Raw genomic sequence first — 423 nt, 5'->3', positions numbered from 1 at the left:
GCATTTATTACCACGGCGAAGGGGCATTTATATCTGAGCTCATACCCTTTTGACGACCCGCGTCTGGCGCCGGGTGGTCCAGGTATAGACTATCAATACTTTGATGACACCTATTATCTCTACAGACCTGGCAAGCATAAATCCGGTGGCGAGTATGTGAACGGCCATATAAGACCTGAATCTCCAGGTGATGCCTGGGGAACGGTGGTATTTATGAAAGCATCTTTAGCCCATTTAACGGAAGGTTATAAGGCCAACTATCAAAACCTGCCGGACAAAGAGCCGGAGGTGGTGGGCTATAAGGGCTGGACCCGGATGTACTGCGATATGGATGCAGGGAAATAATCTGCAATGGGATATGCCTAAGCCGCTTAACGTTTAAGGATAAATTATGAAACTGAGAAATACGGTAGGAATAATAAT

At 46.3% G+C, this 423-nt stretch carries 1 pseudogene; it reads left to right on the top strand.

Going from position 1 to position 423, the window contains the following annotated elements:
• Positions 1–345, top strand: a pseudogene (locus OGY71_RS01135) (T6SS immunity protein Tli3 family protein); the annotation flags it as partial.
• Positions 346–423 lie beyond the last annotated feature (78 nt).

It is taken from the genome of Citrobacter sp. Cpo109 (assembly GCF_030332565.1).
In the GTDB taxonomy this organism is placed as follows: domain Bacteria; phylum Pseudomonadota; class Gammaproteobacteria; order Enterobacterales; family Enterobacteriaceae; genus Citrobacter; species Citrobacter portucalensis.
The sequence above is the reverse complement of the archived record's forward strand: the minus strand, read 5'-3'. Positions and strand labels throughout refer to the sequence as shown.